The following is a 279-nucleotide window of genomic DNA, read 5'->3' on the forward strand; positions in this document are numbered from 1 at the left end:
GGACAAAAGGGTACAGGGAAATGGACAAGTCAAAGCGCACTTGATTTAGGTATCTCTCTGCCTATTATCACGGAATCTGTATTTGCACGTTGCATTTCTGCTTTAAAAGAAGAGCGTGTGAACGCAAGCAAAGTTTTATCTGGACCTAAAGATAAAACGGCAATTGGAGTTGAAAAAGCCGAATTAATTGAAGCGGTGCGCCAAGCTTTATATATGAGTAAAATTTGTTCTTATGCACAAGGATTCACGCAATTGAAGGCAGCTTCTGAGGAATATGAT

1 pseudogene is annotated in these 279 nt (G+C 39.8%); it reads left to right on the forward strand.

Annotated features, from left to right (window positions below):
* A pseudogene (locus ACSG5Z_RS32640) lies at nt 1-279 on the forward strand (NADP-dependent phosphogluconate dehydrogenase); the annotation flags it as partial.

The organism is Bacillus pretiosus, assembly GCF_051294775.1.
GTDB classification, from domain to species: domain Bacteria; phylum Bacillota; class Bacilli; order Bacillales; family Bacillaceae_G; genus Bacillus_A; species Bacillus_A wiedmannii.